The sequence below is a fragment of the Cupriavidus sp. KK10 genome (genome assembly GCF_018223725.1).
GTDB classification, from domain to species: domain Bacteria; phylum Pseudomonadota; class Gammaproteobacteria; order Burkholderiales; family Burkholderiaceae; genus Cupriavidus; species Cupriavidus necator.
On the sequence record NZ_CP073677.1, the window covers coordinates 6,038,620 to 6,063,933 of the forward strand.

Consider the following 25,314-nt stretch of genomic DNA (forward strand, 5'->3'; position numbering starts at 1 on the left):
TTGTTATTGTTGTTGGCGCGCGAGCGTCAGGTGCGGATCTCGCCGTGCCCGAATACCACGTACTTCAGCGACGTCAGCCCTTCCAGCCCGACCGGGCCGCGTGCATGCAGCTTGTCGTTGGAGATGCCGATTTCCGCGCCCAGGCCGTACTCGAAGCCATCGGCAAAGCGCGTCGAGGCATTGATCATCACGCTGGCCGAATCGACCTCGCGGATAAAGCGCATGCCCGCCGAGTAGTTCTCGGTGATGATCGAATCGGTATGGTGCGAGCCGTATTCGTTGATATGGGCGACGGCCTCGTCCAGTCCGGCCACGGTCTTGATGGCGAGGATCGGGGCCAGGTATTCCAGGCGCCAGTCTTCCTCCGCGGCATCGACCAGGCCGGTGAAGCCCGCCGCTTCCAGCGTGGCGCGGGTGGCCGGGCACACGCGCAGTTCGACGCCCTTCTCCTGGTAGATGCGGCACAGCGGCGGCAGCGCGGCGGCGGCGATGTCCTGCGACACCAGCAGCGTCTCCATGGTGTTGCACGGCGCATAGCGCTGCGTCTTGGCGTTGTCGCAGACGCGCACGGCCTTGTCCAGGTCGGCAGCGGCGTCGATATAGACGTGGCAGATGCCGTCCAGGTGCTTGATCATCGGCACGCGCGCTTCTTCCATCAGCCGCGCGATCAGGCTCTTGCCGCCGCGCGGCACGATCACGTCGACGTATTCAGTCATCGTGATCAGCCGGCCCACGGCAGCGCGGTCAGTAGTCTCGATCACCTGCACCGCCTCGGACGGCAGCCCGGCCGCGGACAGGCCCTCGGCCACCAGCGCCGCCAGCGCGGTGTTGGATTCGATTGCTTCGGAACCGCCGCGCAGGATGGTGGCGTTGCCCGACTTCAGGCACAGCGCCGCGGCGTCGATGGTCACGTTCGGGCGCGACTCGTAGATGATGCCGATCACGCCCAGCGGCACGCGCATCTGGCCGACCTGGATGCCGGTCGGGCGGAACTTCATGTTCGAGATCTCGCCGATCGGGTCGGCCAGGGCGGCGATCTGCTCCAGGCCCGCGGCCATGGTGGCGATGGCCTTGTCCGACAGCGTCAGGCGGTCGATAAAGGCGGCGTCCTGGCCGTTGGCGCGGGCGCGTTCAACGTCACGCGCGTTGACCGCCTTGAGCTTGTCGGCATCGCGGCGGATGGCAGCCGCGATGGTCAGCAGCGCGCGGTTCTTGTCGGCCGTGGAGGCACGCGCCATGGCGCGCGACGCGGCGCGGGCCTGGCGGCCGACGCGGTCCATGTATTGGTTGAGGTCGAGCTCGTTCATGTCAGTGGCCCTGGGGTGGTGGCCGTCAGTGTGTTTTCCGTCCCCCCGCCGCACGCGGCGGGGGAAGCAAACCTGTGGAGTTGCGCGTTCAGCGCGCGATCATCAGGGCAAGCTGCTGCAGCCCGTCCCATGGTTCCGCCGGCAGCGGGCTGCCGCCTGGTGGCGGCAGGTCCGACAGGCCCTTGACCTGGCGGTCCAGCCGCGCCGCCAGCGCCAGCGCCGCGTCCAGCCTTGGCTGCGCCAGGCGCTGCGCGGCCTGCGGCACCAGCCGCTCGCGCGGGCCCCAGACGCGCAGCTCGCGCATCAGCACACCCGCCGGCTTGCCGGCCGCCAGCCCCTGCCGGACCTTGGATAATACGCGAATTTCCTCGGTCAGCGCCCACAGCACCAGCACCGTGGCCTCGCCCTCGCCGCGCAGCCCTTCGAGCATGCGCACCAGCCGCGGCACGTCGCCAGAAAGCATCGATTCAGACAGCTTGAACACGTCGTAGCGGGCCACGTTCAGCACCGCATCGTGCACCTGGCCGAAGGTGAGTTCGCCGGGCGGGTACAACAGCCCCAGCTTCTGGATTTCCTGGTGCGCCGCCAGCAGGTTGCCCTCGACCTTGTCGGCGATAAACTGCAGCGAACGCCGGCCAGGCTCGCCGCCCTCGACGCGCTGCTGCTGCAGCGACAGCCGCTCGCCGACCCAGGCCGGCAGCCGGGTGCGGTCCACGGAGTCGACCTTGATCGACACGCCGGCGCCTTCCAGCGCCTGGAACCAGGCCGACTTGGACGCGGCAAAATCCAGCCGCGGCAGCGTCACCAGCAGCACCACGTCGGGCGACGGCTGGGCGGCCACGGCGCGCAGCGCCTCGCCGCCGTCCTTGCCGGGCTTGCCCGACGGGATGCGGAGTTCAACGATCTTGCGGTCGCCGAATAGCGACATCGACTGCTGCGCCTCGACCAGCTGGCCCCAGTGGAAGCCGCGCTCGGCCACCAGCACGTCGCGCTCGGAGAAGCCGGCTTCGCGCGCCGCGGCGCGCAGGCGGTCGACGGCCTCCAGCACCAGCAGGTGTTCGTCGCCGTGCACCACGTACAGCGGCGCCAGGCCCTTGGCCTTCGCCTGCCGCAGGTGTGCGTCGAGCCCGTCGAGCTTGAGCTGCATGCCGTGATCAGATGGCCTTGACGGCGGCCAGCCGGCGCATCAGCTGCTGCACGATATCGCGTTGCATGTCGCGGTACAGCTGCTGCTCTTCGTAGTCCTTGGCCAGCGTGTTGGCTTCGTTGTAGGTCAGGTCGCGCGTCAGCACCAGCTGCGACGGCGGGATCAGTTCCTTGCCGGCGGCGTCGCGCAGGCGGAAGGTGAAGCGCTGTGTCAGGCGGTATTCGCGCACCACGCCGGTGGTGGTGATCGACAAGATCGACTTGGTGCGGGTGTCCTGCAGCACGTCCAGCAGCGCGTCGGCCTCCTTCTGGTCGACCACCACCTGGGTGTCGGAGCCGCCGTGGATGGCGCGGCGCAGGTCCGCGCCCATCAGCGAATTGGCCGGAATCCCGATATAGAGCCGCTTGAAGGCGAAATCCGAGTTGCCGCGCATGTGGAAGCCGCAGCCGGCCAGCAGGCCTGTTGCCGGCACTGCCAGCATTGCCGCGAGCACCTTGCGGCGCCCCATGTTCAGTCGCTTCATTCTTGGCGATTCCTTGTCAGGTTCCGAGACCAGCTTACAACACCACGTTGACCAGGCGGCCGGGCACCACCACGATCTTCTTCGGCGCCTTGCCCTCGGCGAACTTGGCCACGGTCTCGCTGGCGGCGGCGGTTGCCTCGATGGCGGCGCGGTCGGCGTCGGCGGGCACGGTGATGCTGCCGCGCACCTTGCCGTTGATCTGCAGCACCAGTTCGATCTCGCTGCGCACCAGCGCGGCTTCATCGACCTGCGGCCACGGGGCGTCGAGCAGGTCGCCGGCTTCGGCGGCGTAGCCCAGCTGGTCCCACAGGCCGTGGGTGACGTGCGGCACCACCGGGTACAGCACGCGCAGCAGGATGCCGAAGCACTCGCGGCGCGCGGCCGGCGAAGCGGTCTTGGCGTCGTCCAGCGCGTTCAGCATCTTCATCGTGGCGGACACCACGGTGTTGTACTGGATGCGCTGGTAGTCGTAGTTGGCCTGCTTGAGCACGCCGTGGATCTCGCGGCGCAGCTCGGCGTCATCGGCAGTCGGCGTGCCGCCGGCGCCGTCGCGGATGGCCGCGGCATTGGCATAGCCGTAGTTCCACACGCGGCGCAGGAAGCGCGAGGCGCCCTCCACGCCCGAGCCGCTCCATTCCAGCTGCTGCTCCGGCGGCGCGGCGAACATCACAAAGAGGCGCGCGGTGTCGGCGCCGTACTGGTCGATCAGCGCCTGCGGGTCGATGCCGTTGTTCTTGGACTTCGACATCTTCTCGACGCCGCCGATCACCACCGGCTGGCCGTCGGCGATCAGCGTGGCGCCCACCGGGCGGCCGCGCTCGTCGGTGCGCAGGTCGACCTCGGCCGGGTTGTACCAGTGCTTCTTGCCCGAGGCGTCTTCGCGGTAGTAGGTCTCGTTGAGCACCATGCCCTGCGTCAGCAGGTTGGTGAAGGGCTCGTCGAACTTGACCAGGCCCAGGTCGCGCATGACCTTGGTCCAGAAGCGTGCGTACAGCAGGTGCAGGATCGCGTGCTCGATGCCGCCGATGTACTGGTCCATCGGCATCCAGTAATCGTTGCGCGCATCGACCATGGTGGCCGCGTCCGGGCAGGTATAGCGCATGTAGTACCAGCACGAGTCGATGAAGGTATCCATCGTGTCGGTCTCGCGGCGCGCCGGCTTGCCGCACGACGGGCAGGTGCACTGCAGGAAGCGCGCATCCTTGGCCAGCGGGTTGCCGGTGCCGTCCGGCACCAGGTCTTCGGGCAGCACCACCGGCAGGTCTTTCTCAGGGACCGGCACCACGCCGCAGCTGTCGCAGTGGATCAGCGGGATCGGCGTGCCCCAGTAGCGCTGGCGCGAGATGCCCCAGTCGCGCAGGCGCCAGGTCACTTTCTTCTCGCCGATGCCCTTGGCGCCCAGGTCGGCGGCAATGGCTTCGACCGCGGCCTGGTAGCCGAGGCCGTCATACTTGCCGCTGTGGATGCAGGTGCCGTTTTCCTTGTCGCCGTACCATTCCTGCCAGGCTTCGGTCGAGTAAGGCTGGCCCTTCACGTCGATGACTTGCTTGATCGGCAGCTTGTACTTGAGCGCGAAGGCGAAGTCGCGCTCATCGTGCGCGGGCACGCCCATCACGGCGCCGTCGCCATAGCTCATCAGCACGTAGTTGCCGACCCACACGTCGACCTTCTCGCCGGTCAGCGGGTGCACCACCTGCAGGCCGGTCGGCATGCCCTTCTTCTCCATGGTCGCCATGTCGGCTTCCATGACCGAGCCGTGCTTGCATTCGTCGATGAAGGCAGCCAGTTCGGGGTTGTTCAGTGCGGCGTGCGTGGCCAGCGGGTGCTCGGCGGCGACCGCGCAGAAGGTCACGCCCATGATGGTGTCGGCGCGCGTGGTGAACACGTACAGCTTGCCGTCATTGATCGGCTTGCCGTCCTCGCCCGGGATGTCGTGCGGAAACGCAAAGCGCACGCCCACGCTCTTGCCGATCCAGTTCTGCTGCATCACCTTGACGCGCTCGGGCCAGCCCAGCTGGTCCAGGTCGCCCAGCAGTTCCTCCGCATACTCGGTGATGCGCAGGTAGTACATCGGGATCTCGCGCTTTTCCACTACCGCGCCCGAACGCCAGCCGCGGCCGTCGATGACCTGCTCGTTGGCCAGCACGGTCTGGTCGACCGGGTCCCAGTTGACGGTGCCGGTCTTGCGGTAGGCGATGCCCTTTTCCAGCATCTTCAGGAACAGCCACTGGTTCCAGCGGTAGTAGTCCGGGCTGCAGGTGGCGACTTCGCGTGACCAGTCGATCGCCAAGCCCATCGACTGCATCTGCTTCTTCATGTAAGCGATGTTGTCGTAGGTCCAGGCCGCCGGCGCCACGCCGTTGTTCAGCGCGGCGTTCTCGGCCGGCATGCCGAAGGCGTCCCAGCCCATCGGCATCAGCACATTGTTGCCGTTCATGCGCAGGTAGCGCGCCATCACGTCGTTGATGGTGTAGTTGCGCACGTGGCCCATGTGCAGCTTGCCCGACGGATACGGCAGCATCGAGCAGGCGTAGAACTTGGGCTTTTCCTTGCCGTCGGCCCCGGCCGCATGCTCCGACACGCGATAGGCGTCGATGGCTTGCCAGTGCTGCTGGGCGGCTTGTTCAACGGCGGAAGGAAGGTATTTGTCTTGCATGGTCGGGACAGCAGTCAGGACAACGTTTGCGCGGCAACTGGCCTGCCGGCATCCGGGGGAATCGTTGGAATGAGAGCAGCGGGCGCGCCGCTTGCGCGGCGCCCGCCGGGCGTGCAATGCGAAAGAAGACGATTATAACCGTGGCGGCAGGCCAGTTTCGGCCCTGCGCGCCCCGCTGCGCCTTACTTCAGGCCCAGCACGTCCTGCATGTCGAACAGGCCGTTGGGCTTGTCGGCCAGGAAACGGGCGGCGCGCACGGCACCGTCGGCATACGACTGGCGGCTGGACGACTTGTGGCTGATCTCAATGCGCTCGCCGATGCCGGCGAACATCACGGTGTGGTCGCCGACGATATCGCCGCCGCGCACGGTGGCAAAGCCGATCGAGTTGGGGTCGCGCTCGCCAGTGTGGCCTTCGCGGGCATAGACGGCGCAGGTCTTGAGGTCACGGCCAAGCGCATCGGCAATCACTTCACCCATCTTCAGCGCGGTGCCCGAGGGAGCATCGACCTTGAAGCGGTGATGCGCCTCGATCACTTCGATGTCATAGCCGGTCGACAGCAGCCTGGCGGCCACTTCCAGCAGCTTGAAGGTGGCGTTGACGCCGACGCTGAAGTTGGCGGCAAAGACGATGCCGATCGACCTGGCGGCCTCAGCCAGCGCGGCCTTGCCGGCTTCGTCGAAGCCGGTGGTGCCGATCACCATCTTCACGCCCAGTTTCTTAGCCGCGGCCACGTGGGCAAGCGTGCCTTCGGGGCGAGTGAAGTCGATCAGGCAGTCCGCGCCGGCCAGCACCGCTTCCACATCGGCGCTGATCGCCACGCCGGTCTGGCGGCCCAGCAGCAGGCCGGCGTCCTGGCCCAGCGCCGGCGAGCCCGGCACGTCGAGCGCGCCCGCCAGGCTCACGCCCTCGGTGTTCAGCACGTGTTCGATCAGCATGCGGCCCATGCGGCCCGATGCGCCTGCAATGGCGATGTTCATGGTGTCTGGCTCAGCGGAATATGCGCAATGCGCGGAAAGTGATCGAGCCGGCCATGCCTGGCCGGCCCGGAAAACTGGGGGCGCGCCGCCGCCGGCGCGCCGTGTGGCGGATCAGTTGGCGGCCGGCTTGGGGGCCTCGGCCGGCACGGTGGCCTGGGCCGGCGATGCCGCAGCGGCGGGTGCCGCTTCCGGCTGCTGCGCCTGCCGCGGTACAAAGTTCTCCACCGTGGTCTGCGGTTCGGCCGGTGCGGCCGCGGTGGCTGCCGCGCCAGTGGAGATCTTGCCCGGCGTCTGGTCCTTCAACGCCTTTTTCATGCCGTCGATCTCGGCAATCAGCTCATACTCGGACGGCAGTTCATCGCCGCTGAATTTGACCAGCCGGTCGCCTTCAAAATACACCGTATAGCGGCGCTGCTGCACCACCGGGGTATTGCCGCGGCGGAACGAGAACACGTAGTCCCAGCGGTCGGCGTGGAACACGTCATTCAGCAGCGGCGTGCCGAGCAGGAACTTGACCTGGTCGCGCGTCATGCCTTCGCGCAGTTGCGACACGGCCTCGCGCGAGACGAAATTGCCCTGCACGATGTTGATCCGGTACGGCGTAATGGCGTTGGCTACCTTGCGCGAGGTGGAATCGTAGGCTGAGCAGGCGCCGGCCAGCAGGGCCGCGGCCAGCAGGGAGACAACCAGCGTCGGGCGCATGGCGGACGAACGGATAGAACGCATGTATCTCGCTTCCGGGAGGGAAAGAAAAGTACGGCGGCAAGGTACCGCAAGGCGGGCACAAAAACGGCGCAAAATGCGCCGATTGCACCACACACGCCTGTTGCGCCTGCCGCGACAACCACATGGGACGGCAACTGTGCCGGGCGCGTGATGCCGACTTGGGACATCACTACCGCGAGCGACTTTTGCTGCCAAAACCCTTATGATTCAACTATCCAGTCATTGTACTCTAGGGAGTCACCCACATGCCGAGTCCGGCGGACCTCAAGAACATCGGCCTGAAGGCGACCGTGCCCAGGCTGAAGATTCTTGAAATTTTTCAGACCAGTGAACAGCGGCACCTGAGCGCGGAAGACGTCTACCGTATCCTGCTGAACGAGCATATGGATATCGGCCTGGCAACCGTCTACCGCGTGCTGACCCAGTTCGAGCAGGCAGGCCTGCTCTCGCGCAACAACTTTGAATCCGGCAAGGCGATTTTCGAACTCAACGAAGGCAAGCACCATGATCACCTGGTGTGCCTCGACTGCGGCCGCGTCGAGGAGTTCTTCGACTCTGAAATCGAGCACCGCCAGCAAAGCATCGCGCGCGAGCGCGGCTTTACGCTGCAGGAACATGCACTGTCGCTGTACGGCAATTGCACCAAAACAGACTGTCCCCACAGACCCAAACGATAAGCCTGCACGCTCCCCAGCGGAGCGCAGACGGCAACAAAAAACCGGCGCCTGGCGCCGGTTTTTTGTTTGGGCTGCTCGCCGCAGGATGCTGCTGCTCAGGGCGCCTGCAGGTCTTGCAGGTCCTGTTCGGTCACCACCCGTGCCGGGCGTGCCGGCGGCAGGCCGACGAACTCGCCCACCACCTGGCGGAACAGGCTGCGCGCCCACACCAGCATCGGATGGGTGTTGCGGCTGCGGTGCCAGAACATGTTCAGGCCGAGCGTGGTGTTCAGTTCCGCCGGCAGCGGGAACGCCTTCAGGCCATAGGTCTCGCAGGCCATGTCCTTGGTCAGCGCATTGACGGTGAAGATCATGTCGGTCTGCGAGGCCAGTTCGGCCTGGGCACGCCATGAATGTACCGTCAGCGTCGCATTGCGCTTGAGCCCGCGCTGCTGCAGCGCGTAGTCGAGCGGGATCAGTGACGGCGCCGGGCGGCCGGCGCCGCCGGAATGCGCCATGAAGATATGGCCGCAATCCAGGTATTGCTCCAGCGAGCAGTGGTTCTTGAGCACCGGATGGCTCTTGCGCGCGCAAACCCACAGGTTCAGCGACGTCACCATCTCCTCGACGATTTCCGGGTGGCGGGTCGGGAACGGGGAAAAGGCCAGGTCAAGCTCGTTGGCGCGCATCGAGGCGACGTCCGTTTCCCACGAATGGGATTCGACCAGCTTGATATGCAGGTCCGGCGCCAGCTGCTTGATGCGCAGCACAAAACGGTTGAATACCGTGTCGCCCAGCTCGGCGGCAAAGCCGATGCTCAGCGTGCCGGTGGCAATGGCCGGATCGAAATTGTCGGCATCACCCTCGTTGATCGACGACCACAAGTCCAGCATGTCGCGGATCTTCGGGCCCAGTTCCAGCGCACGCGGCGTTGGCGTCAGGCCGTGCGGGACGCGGATGAAGAGGGGATCGTCAAAGATTTCACGCAGCCTGCCCAGCGAGTGCGATACGGCCGGAGCGGTCATATGCATCTTTTCCGCGACATAAGTGGCGTTTCGCTTGCTCAGTAGTTCGGTGAAGATCACTAAAAGCTTCGTGTCTACGTTCACCATGATCAGGCCTCGGTCAGATTATTCTTAGCTAGATGGCCCCACCACTTGCACTGGCTGCACATCAGATTTCAACGGCGTCTTAATAGTGTAAGAGGAAAAAACAAGCTCGGAAAGCAAATTCGGCATTTCTAAAATGGCCGTCTAAGACATAATTCTGAAAAATTGCGCGTTTTTTCCACTAATGACCGCATTTGTGGACATTTCCCGCGCTGCAGCATCCACCAGTGCATCGTTGTATAGTGGGTCCGCCGCTTCCATTTTTATCATTCTTTTCCGACGGCTCGATCCCGGCCATCATGCCTGAACATTTCCGCCTCCCCGTACCACTCCCGAAAGCCTACCGCTTGCTGAACCACGGCCCCACCGTGCTGGTCAGCGCCGCCGCCGCCGGCAAGCGCAATATCATGGCCGCCGCCTGGGCCATGCCGCTGGACTTTTCCCCGCCCAAGGTGGCAGTGGTGCTGGACAAGAGCACCTGGACCCGACGCCTGCTGGAAGACAGCGGCGAGTTCGTGCTGCAGGTCCCGACCGTCAGCCAGGTCGACCTGACCGAGGCGCTGGGCTCCAGCTCCGGCCTGGCGCTGATGGAGCAGGAAGGCACCGACAAGTTTGACGCCTACGGCCTGGGCACCTTTGCCGGCACGGTGGTCGGCGCGCCGCTGCTGGACGGCTGCGCGGCCTGGCTGGAATGCCGGCTGCTGCCGGAACCGGCCACGCAGCAGACCTATGACCTGTTCCTTGGCGAAGTCGTGGCCGCGCACGCCGACGCGCGCGTGTTCAGCAACGGGCGCTGGCATTTCGACGGCCATGATGCGCTGCGCACCATCCACCATGTGGCTGGCGGCCATTTCCTGGTGGACGGCGACGCAGTCGACGCGCGCCCGCTGCCCCCCCGCCCGGCTGCCTGAACATCACTGCGCCGGAAAATGAAAAACGCGCCCTAAGGCGCGTTTTTCTTGACTGCGGAAGCTGCCGGATTACTTGGCCGCGACGCGGACCATTTCCAGCACCTTGTTCGAGTAGCCCCACTCGTTGTCGTACCAGCTCACGACCTTGATGAAGGTGCCGTCCAGCGCGATGCCTGCTTCAGCGTCGAAGATCGAGGTGCGGGCATCGCCGCGGAAGTCGGTGGCGACGACCTTGTCTTCGGTGTAGCCCAGCACGCCCTTGAGCGCGCCCTGGCTCTGGGCCTTCATCTCGGCGCAGATTTCTTCGTACGTCGCCGACTTTTCCAGCTCGACGGTCAGGTCAACCACGGACACGTCCGAGGTCGGCACGCGGAACGACATGCCGGTCAGCTTCTTGTTCAGCTGCGGAATCACCACGCCCACGGCCTTGGCAGCGCCGGTCGACGACGGGATGATGTTCTCCAGGATGCCGCGGCCGCCGCGCCAGTCCTTGTTGGACGGGCCGTCAACGGTCTTCTGGGTGGCGGTGGCAGCGTGCACGGTGGTCATCAGGCCGCGCTTGATGCCCCACTTGTCGTTCAGCACCTTGGCCACCGGTGCCAGGCAGTTGGTGGTGCAACTGGCGTTGGAGATGATCGCCTCGCCCTTGTACGACTCGTGGTTCACGCCGTACACGAACATCGGGGTGTCGTCCTTAGACGGGGCCGACATGATCACCTTCTTGGCACCCGCGTCGAGGTGCTTCTGCGCGCCTTCCTTGGTCAGGAAGATGCCGGTCGACTCGACCACCACGTCAGCGCCGATCTCGCCCCACTTCAGCTCGGCCGGATCCTTGACCGCGGTCAGGCGGATCTTCTTGCCGTTGACGACCAGGGTGTTGCCGTCGACCGACACTTCGCCGTCGAAGCGGCCATGCACCGAGTCGTACTTCAGCATGTACGCCAGGTAGTCGGGCTCCAGCAGGTCGTTGATGCCAACGACTTCGATGTCCTTGAAGTTGGCGACTGCGGCGCGGAACACCATGCGTCCGATGCGGCCGAAGCCGTTGATGCCGATCTTGATGGTCATGACTGTCTCTCCTGAGGATCGATTGAAACCTGTGGGCGCCGCTGCTGCCGCGCGGCGCACCACGCGGCTCCAGCGCCCGGATGCTTAGATAAGGGTGTCCTTCACCGTGCGGACCACGTTGTCGACGGTAAAGCCGAAGTGCTTGAACAGCACGCCGGCCGGGGCCGATTCACCGAAGGTGTCGATGCCCACCACCGCCTGGACCTGGTACTTCCACCAGAAGTCCGTCACGCCCGCCTCGACCGCCACGCGCGGCACGCCGGCCGGCAGCACGCTGGCCTTGTAGGCGGTGTCCTGCTTGTCGAACACGGTGGTGGCCGGGACCGAGACCACGCGCACATGCACGCCTTCGGTAGCCAGTGCGTCAGCGGCGCCGACGGCCAGGCCCACTTCGGAGCCGGTGGCCAGGATCACGGCGTCCGGACGCTTGGTCTTGGGGTTGACGCTGTCGCGCAGCACGTAGCCGCCGCGCGCGATGCTGGCACGGGTGGTTTCGTCGCGGCGCTGGAACGGCAGGTTCTGGCGGCTGAAGATCAGGCAGCTCGGTCCGTTCTCGCGGCGGATCGACTCGGCCCAGGCCACGGCGGTCTCGGTGGTGTCGGCGGTGCGCCAGACGTCCATGTTCGGGATCAGGCGCAGGCTGGCGACGTGCTCGATCGACTGGTGGGTCGGGCCGTCTTCGCCCAGGCCGATCGAGTCATGGGTGAACACGAACAGCGAGCGGATCTTCATCAGCGCCGCCATGCGCAGCGCGTTGCGGCTGTAGTCCGAGAAGGTCAGGAAGGTGGCGCCGTAGGGAATGTAGCCACCATGCAGCGTGATGCCGTTCATGATGGCGCTCATGCCGAACTCGCGCACGCCGTAGTTGATATGGTTGCCCCACGCATCCACGCGTACGGCCTGGCTGCCCGACCAGTTGGTCAGGTTCGAGCCGGTCAGGTCGGCCGAGCCGCCGAGGAACTCGGGCAGCACCGGGCCGAAGGCCTCGATGGTGTTCTGGCTGGCCTTGCGGGTGGCGATGGTCTCGGCCTTTTCCTCGCACTTGGCGATGAATGCTTCGACGGCGGCGTCGAACGAACCCGGCAGCTCGCCTTTCATGCGGCGGCGGAACTCGCCGGCCTCATACGGGTGGCGCTCGGCGTAGGCATCGAACAGCGCGTTCCAGGCACGCTCCAGCGCCTGGCCATTGGCCTTGGCGTCCCAGGTGTCGTAGACCTCGGCCGGCACTTCGAACGGGGCGTGGGCCCAGCCCAGCGCCTCGCGCGTGGCCAGCACTTCGGCGCCGCCCAGCGGGGCGCCGTGCACGTCGTGGCCGCCTTCCTTGTTGGGCGCGCCCTTGCCGATCTTGGTGCGGCAGCAGATCAGGGTCGGCTTGTCGCTGGCCTTGGCCTGCGAGATCGCCATGTCGACGGCGGTCACGTCATGGCCGTCGATGCCGCGGATCACGTTCCAGCCATAGGCTTCGAAACGCTTCGGGGTATCGTCGTTGAACCAGTGCACCACGTCGCCGTCGATCGAGATGCCATTGTCATCCCACAGCGCGATCAGCTTGTTGAGCTTCAGCGTGCCGGCCAGCGAGCTGGCTTCGTGCGAGATGCCTTCCATCAGGCAACCGTCGCCGAGGAAGACATAGGTGTGGTGGTTGACGATGTCGAAGCCGGGGCGGTTGAATTCTTCGCCCAGCAGGCGTTCGGCCAGCGCCATGCCGACGGCATTGGTGATGCCCTGGCCGAGCGGGCCGGTGGTGGTTTCCACGCCCGGGGTGATGCCGTATTCCGGGTGGCCGGCGGTCTTGCTGTGCAGCTGGCGGAAATTCTTCAGCTCTTCGACCGGCAGGTCGTAGCCGGTCAGGTGCAGCAGCGCATAGATCAGCATCGAGCCGTGGCCGTTGGACAGCACGAAGCGGTCGCGGTCGGCCCACTGGGGGTTGCTCGGGTTGTGCTTCAGGTGCCGGCCCCACAGCGCCACGGCGATGTCTGCCATGCCCATCGGCGCACCGGGGTGGCCGGAATTGGCCTGCTGGACGGCGTCCATGGCAAGCACGCGGATGGCGTCGGCCATCAGCTTGGCGGGCTGGGAAGCAAAAGGACTTGTGGCGGGATGGGCAAGGGCGGACATTCTGGCGGATTCGGGCGTGAGCCTGACGGCAGGAAAACCGCAATTTTAGCAGAAGCTAGGGGGTTTTCCGGACTCCCGGACAGCGCCTGCGGCGCAGCGAGGGCGATCACCGCAAGCCCCATGCGCCCCCCGCCCCCGGTCATCGGAACTATCCGGCCACGGACATGCCTGATGCTTCACCCCAACCAGCCCGGCCGGCCGCTGCGCCGCACTTCGACAGCGTAGCGCGGCACGCGTAAGATGCACTCTCGCACCGCGCGGCACGCCAGCCGCGCCGGGTTTCCCGCACTCAGGAGACGATCATGACCAGACCGGCCAACACCCCCTGGCTCACCCCCTACCTGACCGTCGCCAACGGGCGCGCCGCACTGGACTTCTACAGCCGAGCCTTCGGCTTCGCCGCCGGCAACGTGGTCGACGAAAACGGCGTGCCGACCCATGCCGAGATGCACTACCAGGGCCAGCTGGTGGTGATGTTCGCGCCCGAGGGCGCCTGGGGCAGCACCGCGCGCACGCCGCGCTCGCTGGGCGTCGAGTGCCCGCAGACCTTCTATGTCTATTGCGACGATGTCGACGCCATGCACCAGCGCGCGGTCGACGCCGGCGCGGTCAGCCTGATGGCGCCGGCCGACCAGTTCTGGGGCGACCGCTATTGCATGGTCGAAGATCCCGACGGCTACCGCTGGGGCTTCGGCAAACCGCTGGACCAGGCAGCAGGCCAGGCAAGCTGATGGCACCTCGCTTCTTCGTCGGCGGCACAGACACCGTCCTGGCCGCCGAGTCCGATTTCCCGCTGCCCGAGCCAGTGGTGCGCCACGCGCAGGTGCTGCGCCTGGTGCCGGGCGACGCCATGACGCTGTTCGACGGCCGCGGCGGCAGCCACGCGGCCACGCTGGTCGAGCTGGGCAAGCGCCACGCGCTGGCGCGCATCGGCGCGCATGACGCGGCCGAAGCCGAGCCGCCCTTCCGCGTCACGCTGGCGCAGGGCCTGGCCGGCGGCGACAAGATGGACTGGCTGATCGAAAAGGCGGTCGAACTGGGCGTCACGGCAATCCAGCCGCTGCAGGCCAGCCGCTCGGTGGTGCGCCTGTCGGGCGAGCGCGCGCACAAGCGCCACGCGCACTGGCAGGCACTGGTGCAGGCCGCCTGCGAGCAATGCGGACGCAACCGCTTGCCGGAGGTTGCGCCGGTCGCTAACTTTGAAACATGGCTGGCGCAGTCCGCGGCTGGCGGTGCCAGGCTGCTGGTATCGCCGCGCGCCACGTACTCGCTGCCGGCGTTCATCGCCGAACAACGCGAAGCCTTGCTGGCCGGCGGCGTCACGCTGCTGATCGGCCCCGAAGGCGGCCTGGCGCCCGAGGAGGAGCAGGCGGCAAGGCAAGCGGGTTTCACCGGCGTGTCGCTCGGCCCCCGCATCCTGCGTACTGAAACCGCCGGGCTGGCATGCCTGGCAACCCTTAATGCCTTGCTTGGCGGATTCTGACGGCGGCGGCCATCCGGTCATCGCGTCAACCTTGCAACCCTGACTGAAAGGAGTCGACCATGGGACTACTCGATAGCGTGCTGGGCGGTGTGCTCGGACAACTCGGCGGCGCGCGCGGCGAGGCTGGCGATACCGGCGGCGGGCTCGACCCCAAGCTGATGATGGCGCTCGGCCTGCTGGCAACGCTGGCCATGCGCGGCCGCGGGCAAGCCGGCGGCGGCGCGGGCGATGCGCCGGCGGCCGATGATGGACTGGGTGGCCTGGGCAGCCTCGGCGGGCTGCTGGGCGGCATGCTCGGCGGCGGCGGTGCCGGCGCGGCGCCCGGCGGCGCCACCGGCGGCCTGGATCTTGGCTCGTTGCTCGGCGGCCTGCTTGGCGGCCAGGGTGGCGCGCCGGCCAACAGCCAGGCGCTGGGTGCGGCCGCCGGCGGCATCGGCGCGCTGCAGCAGATCCTGGCGCAGGCCGGGCTGGGCGAGCAGGTGAACTCGTGGATCGGCAGCGGCGCCAACCAGCCGGTCACGCCGTCGGCGCTGAGCAGCGCGCTGGGCAACACCGGCGCGCTCGAATCGCTGGCACAGACCACCGGCATGTCGCAGGACGACGTGGCCGCGCAACTGAGCGAAGGGCTGCCGGAGCTGATCGACCGGCTCACGCCACATGGGCATCTGCCGGCGCAGGAGTAAGGCCAGCACCTCGCCGGAAAGCAAAAAGCCCGCTGATGCGGGCTTTTTGCTTGCTATACCGTGGAACGGCCAGGCCAGCGCAATCAGGCGAACGAATAAAACACCCGGAACTGCACCTTGCGCTCGCCCCAGAACTCGGCGGCGTCGCGGAATACGTCGAGCAGCACCTCGCGCCCTTCCTTGTCGAACTTCTGCGCAATCGGCAGGCCTTCCAGCACGATCACAAAGCCCGGCTGCGGGCCGGCCTTGTAGATCATGTCGGTCAGGCAGTCAGCCAGCGCGTCGAAGTTCTTGCCGAAGTGCTTCGGGAAGGTGAACGACGTGGCGATGGTTTCCAGGATCTCGGCCTTGCTCGCGCAATGGGCGCAATTGGCATAGAGGAAATGCTGCCCGAGATCGGCGGCCGCCTGGGCCAGCTCAGGCACGCGGAAGGCGCGGATCGACTGGACGATGTTCGGACGCACCGTCTTGAACAGATTCATGGCCCCCTCGCTGGTGCCGTCATTCCAACCGGGACCGGCGGGCATGGCCACGGGCGCGGTCGCGGGCGGGAGTTTTTGCATGAGCTCCTGGCTCGGCATCATCAGCACGTTGTCGTATAGGTTCTGGGCCTGCTGCTGAGCCCGCTGCCAGCCATCTCCGGCGCCGCGCTCTTCGCGGGCGGCAAGGGCGTCGCCCAATCCGAAAATGTCAGTCATCATTTGAGTATCCGTTTGAAGCTGTTGTAGTGATCTTCCGTGTAGTAACAATCGTTGGCAGCGCGTTGTTCCCCGCCGCAGACGATCCGCTTGGCTCCCCGGTTCCGGCTCCTGGCGCTCTTGACCGTGTATTCGCGGTAATACCCGCGTTCACGTTGCGGCAGGATGCGCTCGTAATTGCCGAATCTCGATCCGTCCTTGTCATACAGGAACGGGCCGCCGGCTTCGATGCGCTCCAGGGTCTGCCGTGCATCGTTGGGCAACTGCTGCACTGCAATGGTTCCCATCCCTTCGGTCTGCACCTGCCGCGCCAGTGTCGGCTGCGCCAGGGCCAGCACCAGCGCCGCGCCGGTCATGGACCGGGCCAGCATGCGCGTTGCGTGCCGCATCAGAGAAACTTGGAAACCCACGTTGCTTGTCTTGGTTGAACCGGAAATCGAGCCTGCCGCTGGTTGGGTAGACGATCTATCTGTCCGGGCCACCCTGGCCAGCGCCCTGCGCTACCCGTAGAGGAGCGCGATGGATGCCGGCCGTACCGGGGCGCTCATGGCGAGCGCCTGTATCAAAGGCGTAAGGTTACGCGCATGCACGAAATTAAGCAATCCCGGCCCGGCGGCACCGATAATTCTTCAATTGTTTCAATATGTTAAGCGTATGTGTGCGCATACTAACCATGCATATATGGATGCAAAAAAAGCCGGGCGAACCCGGCTTTTCGTCACAATAGCCTGCTACCGGCCATGCAACCGGCGCTACCAGGCGGTTTAGCGCTTGGCAGCGGCGTCCACCACGACCAGCGAGGTCATGTTGACGATGCGGCGCACCGTGGCCGACGGCGTCAGGATGTGCACCGGCGCCTTCACGCCCAGCAGGATCGGCCCGATCGCGACGTTGTTGCCCGCAGCAACCTTGAGCAGGTTGTACGAGATATTGGCCGCGTCGATGTTCGGGCAGACCAGCAGGTTGGCTTCGCCCTTGAGCGCGCCGTCCGGCACCAGCTGGTCGCGCAGCTTCTGGTCGAGCGCGCTGTCGCCGTGCATTTCGCCGTCGATCTCCAGGTCCGGGGCGCGATCACGCAGGATGGCGAGGGTTTCGCGCATCTTGCGGGCCGAAGGCGCTTCGGACGAACCGAAGTTCGAATGCGACAGCAGCGCGATCTTGGGCTCGATGCCGAAGCGCTTCAGTTCCTCGGCGGCCATCAGCGTGATCTGGGCCAGTTCTTCGGCGGTCGGGTCGACGTTGACGTGCGTATCCACCAGGAAGATCTGGCGGCCCGGCAGCACCAGGCCGTTCATCGCCGCGTAGACCTTGTTGGTGCCGCCCAGCACCTGGTCGATATAGCGCAGGTGCGCCGCGGTGTTGCTGACGGTGCCGCAGATCATGCCGTCGGCCTCGCCCTTCTTGACCAGCATGGCGCCGATCAGCGTGGTGCGGCGGCGCAGCTCCAGCTTGGCGTACTCGGGCGTGATGCCCTCGCGCGCCATCATGCGGTAGTAGGCGTCGGAGTAGTCGCGGAAGCGCTCGTCGTGCTCGGGGTTGACCACGGTGAAGTCCACGCCGGCGCGCAGGCGCAGGCCGAAGCGCTCGATGCGGTGCTGCAGCACGGCCGGGCGGCCGATCAGGATCGGGTTGGCCAGCTTTTCGTCAACGATCACCTGCACCGCGCGTAGCACGCGCTCTTGCTCGCCTTCAGCGAAGACGATGCGCTTCTTCTCCATCTCGACCTTGCGCGCGGCGGCGTAGATCGGCTTCATCAGCGTGCCCGAGTGGTACACGAACTGCTGCAGCTGCAGGCGGTAGGCGTCCATGTCCTCGATCGGACGGGCGGCCACGCCGGACTTCATCGCGGCCTCGGCCACGGCAGGCGCCACCTTGACGATCAGGCGCGGGTCGAACGGCTTCGGAATCAGGTACTCGGGGCCGAACGACAGGTCCTGGATGCCATAGGCAGTGGCGACGATGTCGCTCTGCTCCTGGCGTGCCAGCTCGGCCAGCGCATTGGCCGCGGCGATTTCCATCTCACGCGTGATGGTGGTGGCGCCGCAGTCCAGCGCCCCGCGGAAGATGAATGGGAAGCACAGGACGTTATTGACCTGGTTCGGGTAGTCGGTACGGCCGGTGGCCATCACCGCGTCCGGGCGCACTTCCTTGACCAGCTCCGGCGCGATTTCCGGGTTCGGGTTGGCCAGGGCCAGCACCAGCGGCTTGTCGGCCATGCGCTGGACCATGTCCTGCTTGAGCACGCCAGCGGCGGACAGGCCCAGGAAGATGTCGGCGCCGTCGATCACTTCGGCCAGCTTGCGCTTGTCGGTCTTCTGGCAGAAGCGCGCCTTTTCCGGGTCCATCAGCTCGGTACGGCCTTCGTAGACCACGCCGGCCAGGTCCGTCACCCAGATGTTCTCAATGGGCAGGCCGATATCGACCAGCAGGTCCAAGCAGGCCAGCGCGGCCGCGCCGGCGCCCGAGGCTACCAGCTTGACCTTCTTGATGTCCTTGCCGACCACCTTCAGGCCGTTGATGATGGCCGCGGACACCACGATGGCGGTGCCGTGCTGGTCATCGTGGAAGACGGGGATCTTCATCTTCTCGCGCAGCTTGCGCTCGACGTAGAAGCACTCCGGTGCCTTGATGTCTTCCAGGTTGATGCCGCCGAAGGTGGGCTCCAGCGCGGCGATGATCTGGACCAGCTTCTCCGGGTCCTTTTCGTCGACCTCGATATCAAACACGTCGATACCGGCAAACTTCTTGAACAGGCCAGCCTTGCCTTCCATCACCGGCTTGGAAGCCGCGGCGCCAATGTCGCCCAGGCCCAGCACGGCGGTGCCGTTGGTGATCACCGCGACCAGGTTGCCGCGGGCGGTGTAGCGGAAGGAGTTGGCCGGATCGGAAACGATCTCTTCACAAGCGGCGGCCACGCCCGGCGAATAGGCCAGGGCCAGGTCGCGCTGGTTCGACAGCGGCTTGGTCGGCGTGACCGAGATCTTGCCGGGGGTGGGAAACTCGTGGTACTCGAGCGCCGCTTTGCGCAGCGCCTCACGCTGCTGCTGTTTCAGATCGTCTTGGGACGGGGACTGCTGAGGGCTGGTCATCGGCGCATCTTCCAATCGGTGGAGCCGTCATTGACGAGGCAGGGGACGATCGGCGGACCGGCTCCACGTGCCCGCCCTTCTCTTCCTTTGGAACCCAGCATTTTATATAGTGAAATACTATTTCACAATAAGCGTTTTGCTTGGGGCACCTTTGCGATTCGGTACAATATGCCCCATCCTCCGGGGCAATACCAGCAAGCGTAGCGCCTGCCCGCAGAAGTGGCGCACCGCGTGCCGGTCATGGCTGTCGTGCGCGGCAGTATCTTGCTGAAATGCCGAGCGCACCCCATCCTGACGCGCTGCGCCGGCGCCGCGGGATTGCCCCGGATCGCCAATCATCTTCGCGCAACGCGCAGCCCTTCCGATCCCGTCCACCCGGCGGGGCGGATCTTCCCGACGACGATGTCCCACGCCCAGCCAGCCCAGCTTTCCGAGTTCGACCTGATCCGCCGCTATTTCACGCGGCCGGTGCGCAAGGCCGCGCTCGGCGTAGGCGATGACTGCGCGCTGATTGAGGGCCGCCCCGGCCATCACCTTGCCATCAGCACCGATATGCTGGTCAGCGGCCGGCATTTCTTCCCGGACGTGGCGCCGCGTGCACTCGGCCACAAGGCGCTGGCCGTGAACCTGTCCGACCTGGCCGCCATGGGCGCCGAGCCGCGCGCGTTCACACTGGCGCTGGCCCTGCCCGAGGCCGACCCCGCCTGGCTGGCCGAACTGGCCGACGGCATGCTGGCGCTGGCCGACGCCCACGGCTGCGAACTGGTCGGCGGCGACACCACGCGCGGTCCGCTGACGCTCTCGCTGACGGTGTTCGGCGATGTGCCGCTGCGTGCCGCGCTGCGCCGCGACGCCGCCCGGCCCGGCGACGATATCTGGATTTCCGGCACGCTTGGCGACGCCCGCCTGGCGCTGGGCGACTGCCGCGGCGAATGGCTGCTGCCGGAGCCCGAGTTCAGCCAGGTGCGCCCGCGCATGGACACGCCCACGCCACGCGTGGCACTGGGCATGGCCCTGCGCGGCATGGCGCATGCCGCACTCGACATCTCCGACGGCCTGGTCGGCGACCTGGGCCATATCCTGGAACGCTCGCAAGTCGGCGCGCTGGTCGACGTCGATGCGCTGCCGCGCTCGGCGGTGCTGGCCGGCCAGCCGGACGCGATCCAGCGTGAATGCGTGCTGGCCGGCGGCGACGACTACGAGCTGTGCTTCACCGCGCCCGCCGGCAACCGCGACGCCATTGCGGCGATCAGCGAACGCCTGGCGCTGCCGCTCACACGTGTCGGCGCGATCACGCCCGAGCCCGGCCTGCGGCTGGTCGACGGTGCCGGCAACCCGACCCGGTACGAAGGCGCCAGCTTCGACCATTTCGCTGCCCCCTGACACCGGGTCACAGGCATGTCATGATGCCGGCATCGGCGCGCTGCGCGGGCGCGGGAGTCCCGCAGGCATGGCAGTGCAAGCCGGCCATAACCATAAGCAGTAACTGCATCACACGAGCCAACTTTGATGTCCACCTTCCCTCCCGGGGCCGCGCCGCGCGACCCCGCCCTGACCCTGGAAGCCGGCCAGACCGTCAAGGTCACGCGCCCGAGCGCGCGCTTCATGCTGGCCCATCCGGCCCACCTGATCGCCTTCGGCTTCGGCTCGGGCCTGTCGCCCGTTGGGCCGGGCACGGTCGGCACGCTCTACGGCTGGCTGTCGTTCGTGGTGATTTCGCTGTGGATCGCGCCCACCACCTGGCTGTGGATCATCGCCGGCGGCTTCCTGGTCGGCCTGTGGGCGTGCGCACGCACGGCGCGCGACATGGGCGTGCACGACCATGGCAGCATGGTCTGGGACGAGATCGTTGCCTTCTGGCTGGTGCTGGCCTTTGTCATGCCGACCGGCTTCTGGGGGCAGTTTGCCGCCTTCCTGTGGTTCCGGCTGTTCGACATCGCCAAGCCGGCGCCAATTGGCCACTATGACCGCACGCTCAAGGGCCCGGGCCTGCGCGGCGGCTTTGGCGTGATGTTCGACGACATCTTCGCGGCCTTCTATACGCTGCTGGTGTTTGCGCTGTGGCGCTCGTTCTGAGCCACGCATCGCCAGCCATGACAAGCTGATTCCCCCCAAAACTACCCTGTATCCACCATGTCTGTCAGCCGCCTGCTCGACCAGCTCGCCATCCAGGCCGGCGTCGCCCTTGCCGACAAATCCCTGATGCTGGCCACTGCCGAATCCTGCACCGGCGGGCTGGTGGCTGCCGCCATTACCGATGTATCCGGCTCGTCCGGCTGGTTCGAGCGCGGCTTCGTCACCTATTCCAATGAAGCCAAGTCCACCATGCTGGGCGTGCCCGCCAAGCTGATCCGCGACCACGGCGCGGTCAGCGAGGAAGTGGCGCGCGCCATGGCCGAAGGCGCGCTGCTCAACAGCCGCGCTCAGGTGGCGCTGTCCGTCACCGGCGTGGCCGGCCCCAACGGCGGCACCCCGGAAAAGCCGGTGGGCATGGTCTGCTTCGGCTGGAGCAACCGCATTACCACGCATACCGAGACCCAGCGCTTTCGCGGCGACCGCGGCCAGATCCGCCGGCAGGCGGCCGAGCATGCCATGCGGGGGCTGCTGGAGCTGATCCGGAACGAGGCCTGAAGCCGGCGGCCGGCAACCTCCGCCCAGTAAAAAACCGCGCCGTCTCCGGTGCGGTTTTTTTCCGTGCCCGGCCTCAGCCGTGGCGATAGCGATTGATAGTCTCGCGCGTCTGCAGCGCGACATTGCGCGCCGCAGACGCAAAATCCTTCTCGCGGCTGGCGTAAAGGATGGCGCGCGACGAGTTGATCATCATGCCAGTGCCGTCCGCGGTGCGCCCCGCCTTGACCGTGGCCTCGATGTCGCCACCCTGGGCGCCGATGCCCGGGATCAGCAGCGGCATGTCGCCGACGATCTGGCGCACGCGCGCAATTTCGTTGGGGAAGGTCGCGCCGACCACCAGGCCCATCTGGCCGGTGGTGTTCCAGCGCTCGCGCGCAGCCTCGGCCACCAGCTGGTACAGCGGCTTGCCGTCGACCTGCAGGAACTGCACGTCCGAGCCGCCCGGGTTGGAGGTGCGGCACAGCACGATTACGCCGCGGTTCGGGTAGGCCAGGTAGGGCTGCATCGAATCGAAGCCCATGTACGGGCTGACCGTGACCGCGTCAGCCCTGTACCGCTCGAAGGCCTCCAGCGCGTAATGCTCGGCGGTCGAGCCGATGTCGCCGCGCTTGGCGTCCAGGATCACCGGGATGCCGGGGTGGGCGTCGTGGATATAGTGGATCAGCTGCTCGAGCTGGTCTTCGGCGCGCTGCGAGTGGAAGTACGCAATCTGCGGCTTGAAGGCACAGACCAGGTCGGCGGTGGCGTCAACGATCTCGCGGCAGAACGAAAAGATGGCGCCGCCCGCCCCGGTCAGGGACAGCGGCAGCTTCTGCGGGTCAGGGTCGAGCCCGACGCACAGGAGGGAATCGTTGCGCTGCCAGGCGGCAGCAAGCTGCTCGGTGAAAGTCATGGGTACTCGGAATATCCTGGTGGCGCCGGCGCCCCATTGGCCGCGACCGGCGCGGTTGGCCGCAGCGGCGTGAAAACCTCTCACCCCTGCAGCATATGTCGCTTCCGGCAATTTTACCCGCTGCGTGCTATCGTTTTGCGCTTCCTCTCAAAACAAAGCGCGGCATGACGCACAGCCGCGCCCCGTCATGTCTCTCGATCGCCGCGGTATCTTCCTGCTTGTCGTGCTCACCCTTGCCTGGGGTATCAACTGGCCCATCATGAAGGTAGGCGTAGCGCACTTTCCGGCACTGGGCTTCCGCCTGCTGTGCATGGCGGGCGGGCTGGTGGCGCTGGGGCTGGCGCTGCGGCTGCGCGGCGATTCGCTGGCCGTGCCGCGGCGCGAATGGGGCACGGTGGTCCGCCTGGCCATTCCCAACATGGTGATCTGGCACCTGTTTGTGATCTGCGCGGTCAAGATGCTGTCCTCGGGCCGCGCCGCCATCCTGGGCTACACCATGCCGATCTGGGCAGTGGTCTGGGGCCTGGTGTTCTTCCGCGAACGCATTGGCGCCTGGGCCTGGCTGGGCATCGGCTGCGCGCTGGCCGGCACGGTGCTGCTGCTTTCCGGCGAGATCACCGCGCTGACCGGCAGCCCGGCCGGCACGCTGCTGATGCTGCTGGCCGCGGCCGGCTGGGGCTTCGGCACCCAGCTGATGAAGCGCACCCAGACCGACGTGCCCATCGGCGCCATGACGTTCTGGATGCTGGCCGTGACCCTGCCCTTCCTGGCGGCCGGCTCGCTGCTGCTGGAAGACGGCTGGCGCATGCCCACGGCCATCGAATGGGGCGCCATCGCCTACAACGCGGTGGTGGTCTTCGCCTTCTGCCACCTGGTCTGGTTCGGGCTGGCGCGCAGCCTGCCGCCGGTGGTATCGAGCCTGTCGATCATGTTCATCCCGGTGGTCGGCGTGTTCTCGGGCATGTGGATGCTGGGCGAGCAGCCGCACTGGCAGGATTACGCGGCGATCGTGCTGATGTTCCTGGCGCTGTCCTCGGTGATGCTAGCGCCGCTGCTGTGGCGCCGGCTGCAGGGCGTGCTGGGCTGATCGCCGAGTGGGCGCGCCCCCCGGTCGTGAGAGGGCAACAGCGGGCCGTGTGCGCGGAGATTTCACTTAACAAGCCACCCAACGTTGGGCTACACTCGCGGCCATCACAATCCCGGAGAAATTACGTGGGCAGTAGCATCGGGTGTTCGAGTTGCCGCAGCAGCGCTGCGACCTCTGCGAATGCCATGTCACTGCGGGCTGCGTAACGACGACCCGCCCGGAGCACCCGGCTCCGCGCCTCGTCGGCCTCGCCCGCAGCAGAACTGCGGGCGAGTGTCTTTCCGTGCCACCGGCGGCGCCATCCATGCGCGCCGCACCGCGTGCGGATTTTCCCTCTCCCGGCTAGCCAGCCAACCCAGGCAAACGCCATCGCCTTGTACTGCCCGCCGAGTCCGTTGCGTCCGGCAGCCGCGGTACAGCGCGATCACGCTTGCCCGTGGCCCGGCCCTGGCAGGGCGCCTTCCGGCGTCTCGCCAGGCCATGCAGGGCATGACGGACTACCTGGGAATGCGGCGAGCCGCCTGCGCTTGTCTTCGCGCTTGTCTTTGTTTTTCGTCGCAATCAGCAATAAGGAATCCCGGGGATGATCAACCTGTTCGTCCTGCAGAAAGGCCGGCTTGCCCAGGAGCAGGTCGACGAGCGCAATGAGCTGCTGCAGCACAAGCCGATCTGGATCGATGTCGTCAATCCCGACGACGAGGAACTGAACTGGATCAAGGAAGCCTATGGCGTCGCCCTTCCCGAACTGGAGGACCTGGGCGACCTGGAAGCGTCCGCGCGATATTTCGAGGGCGAGGACGAGAATATCCATATCCGCACCGACTTCCTGCTGGACGAGGAAGAGGCCTTATCGCGCAACGTGCGCGTGGCTTTCGTGCTCACGCGCGACGTACTATTCTCCATCCACGACGAAGACCTGCCGGTGTTCCGGCTGGTGCGGCTGCGCGCGCGTATGCGCCCGGGCTCGGTGCGCAATGCCAAGGACGTGCTGATGGACCTGTACGCGACCGACGCCGAATATTCCGCCGACTCGATCGAGGAAATCTACGAGCGGCTTGAAGAAGCGAGCCGCCGCGTATTGGCCGAGAACGTGACCGATGCCGCCGCCGCCGACGTGCTGGAAACCATCGCCCGCGAGGAAGACTTGAACGGGCGCATCCGCCGCAACGTGATGGACACGCGCCGCGCGGTGTCCTTCCTGATGCGCAGCCAGTTGCTGTCGGCCGAGCAGCAGGACGAGGCCCGCCAGATCCTGCGCGACATCGACTCGATCGAGAACCACACCGCGTTCCTGTTCGACAAGATCAACTTCCTGATGGACGCGACCGTCGGTTTCATCAACATCAACCAGAACAAGATCATCAAACTGTTCTCGGTGGTGTCGGTGGCGCTGATGCCGCCCACGCTGATCGCCAGCATCTATGGCATGAACTTCAAGTTCATGCCGGAGCTGGACTGGGCCGCGGGCTATCCGTGGGCGATTGCGCTGATGGCGGTGTCGGCGGCGATTCCGCTGGTGTATTTCCGCAGGAAGGGCTGGCTGAGCTGAG

23 protein-coding genes are annotated in these 25,314 nt (G+C 66.3%); 10 read left to right on the forward strand and 13 right to left on the reverse strand.

Annotation, left to right across the window (positions count from 1 at the left end):
- Positions 1 to 26: 26 nt before the first annotated feature.
- The 6 genes from KB879_RS28100 to KB879_RS28125 form a co-directional block, all read right to left on the reverse strand.
- Entirely contained in the window at positions 27 to 1,307 is a 1,281-nt protein-coding gene (locus tag KB879_RS28100; protein WP_013957964.1) for a glutamate-5-semialdehyde dehydrogenase, read from the reverse strand.
- An 88-nt stretch (positions 1,308 to 1,395) separates the two neighbouring features.
- Positions 1,396 to 2,454: a DNA polymerase III subunit delta gene (gene holA, locus KB879_RS28105; RefSeq protein ID WP_211980285.1), complete on the reverse strand. Its 1,059-nt coding sequence runs from the start codon at positions 2,452 to 2,454 to the stop codon at positions 1,396 to 1,398.
- Positions 2,455 to 2,461: 7 nt separating this feature from the next.
- Positions 2,462 to 2,977, reverse strand: a complete 516-nt coding sequence (lptE, locus tag KB879_RS28110; RefSeq protein WP_013957966.1) for an LPS assembly lipoprotein LptE — start codon at positions 2,975 to 2,977, stop codon at positions 2,462 to 2,464.
- 34 nt (positions 2,978 to 3,011) lie between these two features.
- Positions 3,012 to 5,633, reverse strand: coding sequence for a leucine--tRNA ligase (gene leuS, locus KB879_RS28115; RefSeq protein ID WP_013957967.1), 2,622 nt, complete (start codon positions 5,631 to 5,633; stop codon positions 3,012 to 3,014).
- A gap of 182 nt (positions 5,634 to 5,815) precedes the next feature.
- Positions 5,816 to 6,613, reverse strand: a complete 798-nt coding sequence (gene dapB, locus KB879_RS28120) for a 4-hydroxy-tetrahydrodipicolinate reductase (RefSeq protein WP_013957968.1) — start codon at positions 6,611 to 6,613, stop codon at positions 5,816 to 5,818.
- 111 nt (positions 6,614 to 6,724) lie between these two features.
- A complete protein-coding gene (locus KB879_RS28125) occupies positions 6,725 to 7,339 on the reverse strand; it encodes an outer membrane protein assembly factor BamE (protein WP_211980286.1) in 615 nt (204 codons plus the stop codon).
- Positions 7,340 to 7,584: 245 nt separating this feature from the next.
- Here KB879_RS28125 and fur point away from each other — a divergent pair, with 245 nt between their 5' ends.
- The gene (gene fur, locus KB879_RS28130) at positions 7,585 to 8,016 is read left to right on the forward strand and encodes a ferric iron uptake transcriptional regulator (protein ID WP_010813212.1); all 432 of its coding nucleotides are present in this window, start codon (positions 7,585 to 7,587) and stop codon (positions 8,014 to 8,016) included.
- 95 nt (positions 8,017 to 8,111) lie between these two features.
- Here fur and KB879_RS28135 read toward each other — a convergent pair whose 3' ends face one another.
- Positions 8,112 to 9,107, reverse strand: coding sequence for a LysR family transcriptional regulator (locus KB879_RS28135; protein ID WP_013957970.1), 996 nt, complete (start codon positions 9,105 to 9,107; stop codon positions 8,112 to 8,114).
- A 296-nt stretch (positions 9,108 to 9,403) separates the two neighbouring features.
- On the opposite strand from KB879_RS28135, the gene KB879_RS28140 reads away from it, so the two are divergent.
- Positions 9,404 to 10,015, forward strand: a complete 612-nt coding sequence (locus tag KB879_RS28140; protein WP_211980287.1) for a flavin reductase family protein — start codon at positions 9,404 to 9,406, stop codon at positions 10,013 to 10,015.
- A 69-nt stretch (positions 10,016 to 10,084) separates the two neighbouring features.
- On the opposite strand, the gene gap is transcribed toward KB879_RS28140, so the two are convergent.
- Both gap and tkt read right to left on the reverse strand, forming a co-directional pair.
- A complete protein-coding gene (gene gap / locus KB879_RS28145; RefSeq protein ID WP_010813209.1) occupies positions 10,085 to 11,083 on the reverse strand; it encodes a type I glyceraldehyde-3-phosphate dehydrogenase in 999 nt (332 codons plus the stop codon).
- A gap of 84 nt (positions 11,084 to 11,167) precedes the next feature.
- The gene (gene tkt / locus KB879_RS28150) at positions 11,168 to 13,201 is read right to left on the reverse strand and encodes a transketolase (protein WP_211980288.1); all 2,034 of its coding nucleotides are present in this window, start codon (positions 13,199 to 13,201) and stop codon (positions 11,168 to 11,170) included.
- 302 nt (positions 13,202 to 13,503) lie between these two features.
- Here tkt and KB879_RS28155 point away from each other — a divergent pair, with 302 nt between their 5' ends.
- The 3 genes from KB879_RS28155 to KB879_RS28165 are packed head-to-tail and all read left to right on the forward strand — an operon-like array spanning position 13,504 to position 15,367.
- On the forward strand, positions 13,504 to 13,932 hold the full coding sequence (locus tag KB879_RS28155) for a glyoxalase/bleomycin resistance/extradiol dioxygenase family protein (protein WP_013957973.1): 429 nt from the start codon (positions 13,504 to 13,506) through the stop codon (positions 13,930 to 13,932).
- Positions 13,932 to 14,684, forward strand: a complete 753-nt coding sequence (locus KB879_RS28160) for a 16S rRNA (uracil(1498)-N(3))-methyltransferase (protein ID WP_013957974.1) — start codon at positions 13,932 to 13,934, stop codon at positions 14,682 to 14,684. Before KB879_RS28155 ends, KB879_RS28160 begins: the two co-directional genes overlap by 1 nt.
- A gap of 59 nt (positions 14,685 to 14,743) precedes the next feature.
- Positions 14,744 to 15,367 (forward strand): YidB family protein, encoded by a 624-nt coding sequence (locus tag KB879_RS28165; RefSeq protein ID WP_211980289.1) that lies wholly within the window; start codon positions 14,744 to 14,746, stop codon positions 15,365 to 15,367.
- 83 nt (positions 15,368 to 15,450) lie between these two features.
- Here KB879_RS28165 and KB879_RS28170 read toward each other — a convergent pair whose 3' ends face one another.
- The 3 genes from KB879_RS28170 to KB879_RS28180 all read right to left on the reverse strand — a co-directional run bounded on the left by KB879_RS28170 (position 15,451) and on the right by KB879_RS28180 (position 19,154).
- Positions 15,451 to 16,068: a barstar family protein gene (locus KB879_RS28170; RefSeq protein ID WP_013957976.1), complete on the reverse strand. Its 618-nt coding sequence runs from the start codon at positions 16,066 to 16,068 to the stop codon at positions 15,451 to 15,453.
- A complete protein-coding gene (locus tag KB879_RS28175) occupies positions 16,065 to 16,436 on the reverse strand; it encodes a ribonuclease domain-containing protein (RefSeq protein ID WP_011616017.1) in 372 nt (123 codons plus the stop codon). The genes KB879_RS28170 and KB879_RS28175 overlap by 4 nt, the downstream gene beginning before the upstream one ends.
- A 393-nt stretch (positions 16,437 to 16,829) precedes the next feature.
- On the reverse strand, positions 16,830 to 19,154 hold the full coding sequence (locus KB879_RS28180; RefSeq protein WP_153954204.1) for an NADP-dependent malic enzyme: 2,325 nt from the start codon (positions 19,152 to 19,154) through the stop codon (positions 16,830 to 16,832).
- Positions 19,155 to 19,556: 402 nt separating this feature from the next.
- Here KB879_RS28180 and thiL point away from each other — a divergent pair, with 402 nt between their 5' ends.
- The 3 genes from thiL (at position 19,557) to KB879_RS28195 (ending at position 21,785) form a co-directional block, all read left to right on the forward strand.
- Positions 19,557 to 20,537: a thiamine-phosphate kinase gene (gene thiL / locus KB879_RS28185; protein WP_211980290.1), complete on the forward strand. Its 981-nt coding sequence runs from the start codon at positions 19,557 to 19,559 to the stop codon at positions 20,535 to 20,537.
- A 126-nt stretch (positions 20,538 to 20,663) separates the two neighbouring features.
- Positions 20,664 to 21,230, forward strand: coding sequence for a phosphatidylglycerophosphatase A (locus KB879_RS28190; RefSeq protein WP_013957980.1), 567 nt, complete (start codon positions 20,664 to 20,666; stop codon positions 21,228 to 21,230).
- Positions 21,231 to 21,287: 57 nt separating this feature from the next.
- Complete coding sequence (locus KB879_RS28195; protein WP_013957981.1) at positions 21,288 to 21,785, forward strand: CinA family protein; 498 nt, start codon at positions 21,288 to 21,290, stop codon at positions 21,783 to 21,785.
- A 73-nt stretch (positions 21,786 to 21,858) separates the two neighbouring features.
- Here the strand turns inward: KB879_RS28195 and pyrF are convergent, their stop codons facing one another.
- Entirely contained in the window at positions 21,859 to 22,677 is an 819-nt protein-coding gene (pyrF, locus tag KB879_RS28200; protein ID WP_013957982.1) for an orotidine-5'-phosphate decarboxylase, read from the reverse strand.
- A 187-nt stretch (positions 22,678 to 22,864) separates the two neighbouring features.
- Here pyrF and KB879_RS28205 point away from each other — a divergent pair, with 187 nt between their 5' ends.
- Both KB879_RS28205 and corA read left to right on the forward strand, forming a co-directional pair.
- Positions 22,865 to 23,764, forward strand: a complete 900-nt coding sequence (locus tag KB879_RS28205; protein ID WP_211980291.1) for a DMT family transporter — start codon at positions 22,865 to 22,867, stop codon at positions 23,762 to 23,764.
- 583 nt (positions 23,765 to 24,347) lie between these two features.
- Positions 24,348 to 25,313: a magnesium/cobalt transporter CorA gene (gene corA / locus KB879_RS28210; RefSeq protein WP_013957984.1), complete on the forward strand. Its 966-nt coding sequence runs from the start codon at positions 24,348 to 24,350 to the stop codon at positions 25,311 to 25,313.
- Position 25,314 lies beyond the last annotated feature (1 nt).